The organism is Dokdonella sp., from assembly GCF_049593775.1.
GTDB lineage: Bacteria > Pseudomonadota > Gammaproteobacteria > Xanthomonadales > Rhodanobacteraceae > Dokdonella.
This window is the reverse complement of the sequence record NZ_JBAWHJ010000223.1, coordinates 1-4,571: the sequence shown is the minus strand read 5'-3', so window position 1 is coordinate 4,571 and position 4,571 is coordinate 1. Positions and strand designations below refer to the sequence as shown.

Sequence of the window (4,571 nt, the reverse complement as noted above, 5' to 3'; positions counted from 1 at the left end):
ATCTCTATGAGTTGGCCCGATAGTCCTGTCCAGGGCCTCATGGCGCCTTCAGTTGGAATTTTATTGTCTCGGAATGGGCCCGGTGCAATAGGCATCGGCTCTTTCCGGTAGTCTGGCCCGCTTGAATATTCATTCAATGCGAGGGCGGGCCCTTATTCTTCACCACGTTCAACCAGAGGTTCTTAGATGATCAACAACGATGTGCTGCGCAGTATTCGCTACATGCTGGATCTCAGTGACATCAAGGTGGTCGAGATTGCCAAGCTGCCCAATCCGGAATTGCGATTGAGTCTGGACGACCTGAAATCGATGCTTGTCAAGGAAGGTGACGAATACCGCGTCGAATGCAGTGATGCCGTACTCGCACATTTTCTCGACGGGTTGATCATTCACCAACGCGGACGTGATGAGCGCATGCCGGTTCGGGCAGTTGAAAAGCGCGTGACCAATAATGTTGTGATGAAGAAGCTGCGCGTTGCATTCGAACTCAAGGACGAGGACATGCATCAGATCTTTGCCGACGCGGATTTTCCGGTAACCAAACCCGAGTTGTCAGCGCTGTTTCGCCAGCCTGGCCACAAGCACTATCGCGACTGCGGAGACCAGATGTTGCGCAATTTCCTCAAGGGCCTGACGACGCGACTGCGCGGCGAATAGAACGAGTTCGGCAAATGCATGCCACGCCAATGACATGCATGCCGAATGTATTCAAATTTGTTATCTCGCTGATTCATGCCGGTTTTCAAGGCTTATTCTGCGTTATGACGCCGCGTTTGCTGGCACTTTCGCCTTGTTGTCTGTTCTGAAGCCGCTACCCTGCACCGACAGGGCAGTGCAATAAATGGCATGGCCAGTTCACGGCCACTTTTGTCATGCCCCTTTTTGAAGATTTGTTTCGATGGGGGAATCCTCGAAGCCCATTTCGGATTGGGCACGGCGACGATGGCCGACACGCTCGACATCCGATGGCCGGATGGCCGCACCACGCGGATTGGCTATCCGAAGGCGCAAGCCCTGCTGGTCGTCGACGATCCTGACCTGATCTTCCGGGGGCCGCTGGATGGTCCCTCGCCTTGAGCCGTTGCCTTGAACGCGCGGTCAGGTGCGTGAGTCAATTGCGCTGTAGATTCGCGCAGGCAGCTCGCAGTAGCAGCCGCGAATAGAGCTTGTGGAATCCGAGCAGAGCACGGAAACCCGCCCCGAGATTGGGCGTGCCGGTTATTGAATCGATGCGCGGTACGACGGCCGAGCCGAAATAGAGCCGGGTTGATATAGGGTCTGAATCGGGATCTGGCACGGTCATCAGCCATGATCGCGTGCGCCCGGTGAAATCACACAACAGAAGCTGATCCGCGCTGCGCTGTTCGACCTTCCAGGCTGCGAATCGGTCGCGCGTGCCGAGCGCCAACTCAATGGCTTCTTCATCGGTGGATGGTCGCGAGGCCGCGAATCTGAGGATCAGTCGTTCGGTCTTGAACAGCCATGTCGTGTAGAACGCAGAAATGAAATCGCCATGGGATACCTCGCCCGCAACCCTGGTGACGAAGCAATCAACGTAGGCATCACTTTCCTTGTACGCACCAAGGAAAGCATCTGCTGGCAGGGCAGCGGGTTGAGCGTCGGCAAGCACGCTCACCCTTCGTCTCGAAGTTTCTGTCACGTTTTTGCAGCCGCTTCAGTCTCTTCCGCCTGCTTGATTCGGTACTTGCTGCCCAGCCACAGTGATAGTCCCAGCCAGATGGCGGCGAGTGGTACGGCAGTGAATGCAATGCCCGCAATGCCCATGCCGAGCCAGAGCAACACGCCGTTGGTCCATGCGCCAATCTGGTCGCCGAGTCGATAGACGACGGTGTCGATGAAGTTCTTGGCCTTGTATTTTTCGCCGCGAGATAGCGGGACATAAAGTGCTTCGCGTGCTGGTCTCGAGAATGCGAAGTTGGTGACTCTGCGCGCGACCGTGAAGATGACGACCGCGGCCAGGACGGGTGTCAGGCCGAGACCGATGAATCCGATGATGGAAATCAATGGCAATGCGGCAAGGGTCAGACCGACGCCGATCCGCGCCATCAATCGTCCGGTCAGGAATACCTGAAGAATCAGAGTCAGACTATTGACCCAGATGTCGACGTTGGCGAAGTACGCGGTTTGCGCCACGCGACCATCGATCGTGTTGTCGACGATTTGAGCCTGCAGGAAATACAGGAAGGTTGAACCGATCGTGTACAGCAACATGTAGCCGCTCACGCCGAGAAGATAGGGCGAACGCAGGGCGAGCTTGAAGCCATCCAGGGCATTGCCACCGATAATCGCTTCGCTGTTGCTGGATTCTTCCCTGGCGGTTGCGGCATCTGCCGAACGCTTCCCGGTGATGACAAACATGCACCACAACGCTACTTCAAGCATCACCAGCGATATGAGCAGCAAGGAAGGTGCGCCGAGTATTTCCACCAGGAAGCTGGTGACCACGCCTCCCATCAATGCGCCAAGCGTGCCACCCGCGGCTATCGCGCCATACAGGCGACGCGATGACTCCGATTTGAAAACATCGGCCATCACTGCCCAGAACAGGGAGACTGCGAACAAGTTGAAGACGCTGACCCAGATGAAAAAGGCACGGCCAACCCAGACCTGGTTTGACTCGGGCAGACTGACAAGAGACACGTAGAAGAAGAGCAGGCATGCCATCAATGCCCGATAACTCCAGGTCACGAAGCGCCGACGCGGCCAGCGCGAGACCATCGCGGAGAACAAGGGGCTGACCAGTAGCATGGCGACCAGGGTTCCGGTGAAAAGCCACGGCAGGTTCCTGACGCCGCCTGCAACACCCATCTGGTCACGTATGGGGCGCAGGATGAAATAGCTGGCCATGACGAGGAAGAAGTACAGCGCAGACAGGACGAGAACGGTGCGTTCATCCCGGTGCACGCCGGCCAGTACTTGCCAGACACTCGGGCGTTCGTTGTGGGCAGGCTGGTTATCGGTCATTGGGGATGGCTTTGGCAGGTTGGAGAATTCGGGGAATCAGTATCCGCGCTCGATATCAACCACGTTGAGCAGTGGCTCTCCGGTCACGTAGCGACGCAGGTTTTCGGTGATAAGTATGACGTAGCGATCACCCTGGTCACCGGAATCGGAGGCGACATGCGGCGTGATGATGACGTTGCCCATTTGCCAGAGCGGACTGTCTTTCGGCAATGGTTCCGGATCGGTGACATCGAGTCCGGCACCGGCCAGGTGCTTGTTGCGCAGGGCTTCGACCAGATCGTCAGTGACTGCGCTTCTTCCACGCGCGATGTTGATGAAATAGCTGTCAGGTTTCATTGCCGCGAAGAACGCGCGATCGAAGATTCCGGTTGTCGCCGGTGTCAGCGGCGCAGCGTTCACGACAACATCGGCTTCGGTAGCCAACGAAAGCAGTTCGTCAGGCAGTCCGACCTTTGCAACGAAATCCGGACCTTCGCGACTGCTGTTACGGGTAGCAATCACGCGCATACCGATACCGTGTGCGCGTCGAGCCACTTCCGTGCCGATGCCCCCCAGACCAACCACGAGGATCGTGCGACCCGTCAGCTCGCGCACCTTGATTTCGCTTGAGTCCGGGTCCCAATCATTTTTCATCTGAAGGCGGGAATACTGGGGAAGTCCACGTGCCAGCGCCAGGGTCATCGCCATGGCATGTTCCGCTATCGGGATAGCACTGGTACGTTGCGTATTGGTTACCACAATGCCGCGCTCGACCAGTCCCGGTACTGACATGCATCGCTCGACGCCCACCCACCAGGTCTGGATCCAGCGCAGCGAGGGGGCAGCAGCCAGTGTCTCTGCATTGCACAGGCCGACTACCGCCTGCGTGTTGGCGAGTTGTTTCGTCAGCTCTGCGCCTTTGGCCGCTGCCAGCACTTCTACCCCTGGTGCGACCGCTTGCAGTTGTTTCAACAGTTCCGGATTGCTGCGCGTGACGACGACCCGCTTGGGCACCTTCCATCCCGGCGTGTCGCGTGATGCGACTGGCGAAGCCTTGAGGCCAAACTCCTCGATCAAAGCCGTTGCACGCGGATCCGGTGGCGGACCCTTGGCATCGGCGAGGCCGGAGATGATCGTGAGGCACAAGAGTAGCCCAGTAGTCTTCAGGCACATGGGTTAGGTCCTTTTTTTTCGTTGCAGTGGAACGGCGACGATTCTGGCCAGCGGTATGACATGGATACAGACCGGTATCGCTTCTGGCGGTTGTCAGCTTTCAGGCTTCTTCGGCTCCGGCTTGGATGCATCCAGCGCGGCATCAAGCATCTGGATCAGTGCTTCCCGGTCATAGGCATAGGGTTGGTCCTGATTCAGTTGCACGGCGCGGGTCAGCGCTGCGTTGACGGTGACCCTTGCCTGGCGCTCATTCGGAACGACCATGTAGCGCAGTCTGGGGTGCGGGTCGAACAACGCATGTACGGCAGCGTCGGCAACGGCAGTAGGTTCGCTCAGGTGTGAGCGATCGACAGGCTCGGACAACGCCTTTTCAATATCTTCTTCATAAAGGGAGTCCTCGGCGGTCTGGCCACGTTGCTCACGGCGCTTGCTTA

The 4,571-nt window shown here is 57.7% G+C and carries 6 protein-coding genes; 2 read left to right on the top strand and 4 right to left on the bottom strand.

Going from position 1 to position 4,571, the window contains the following annotated elements; genetic code table 11:
* Positions 1-186 precede the first annotated feature (186 nt).
* A complete protein-coding gene (locus tag WBP53_RS07995; RefSeq protein ID WP_423927688.1) occupies positions 187-657 on the top strand; it encodes a DUF1456 family protein in 471 nt (156 codons plus the stop codon).
* A gap of 225 nt (positions 658-882) precedes the next feature.
* Complete coding sequence (locus WBP53_RS07990; RefSeq protein WP_423927686.1) at positions 883-1,077, top strand: ASPIC/UnbV domain-containing protein; 195 nt, start codon at positions 883-885, stop codon at positions 1,075-1,077.
* A 34-nt stretch (positions 1,078-1,111) separates the two neighbouring features.
* On the opposite strand, the gene WBP53_RS07985 is transcribed toward WBP53_RS07990, so the two are convergent.
* From WBP53_RS07985 to WBP53_RS07970, 4 genes are all read right to left on the bottom strand, one after another.
* The gene (locus tag WBP53_RS07985; RefSeq protein ID WP_423927684.1) at positions 1,112-1,636 is read right to left on the bottom strand and encodes a hypothetical protein; all 525 of its coding nucleotides are present in this window, start codon (positions 1,634-1,636) and stop codon (positions 1,112-1,114) included.
* A gap of 20 nt (positions 1,637-1,656) precedes the next feature.
* Positions 1,657-2,985 (bottom strand): NTP/NDP exchange transporter, encoded by a 1,329-nt coding sequence (locus WBP53_RS07980; RefSeq protein ID WP_423927682.1) that lies wholly within the window; start codon positions 2,983-2,985, stop codon positions 1,657-1,659.
* A gap of 36 nt (positions 2,986-3,021) precedes the next feature.
* On the bottom strand, positions 3,022-4,137 hold the full coding sequence (locus tag WBP53_RS07975; protein ID WP_423927680.1) for a D-2-hydroxyacid dehydrogenase: 1,116 nt from the start codon (positions 4,135-4,137) through the stop codon (positions 3,022-3,024).
* Between the two features lie 93 nt (positions 4,138-4,230).
* On the bottom strand, positions 4,231-4,571 hold a 341-nt coding region (locus WBP53_RS07970; RefSeq protein WP_423927678.1), incomplete at its 5' end, for a hypothetical protein.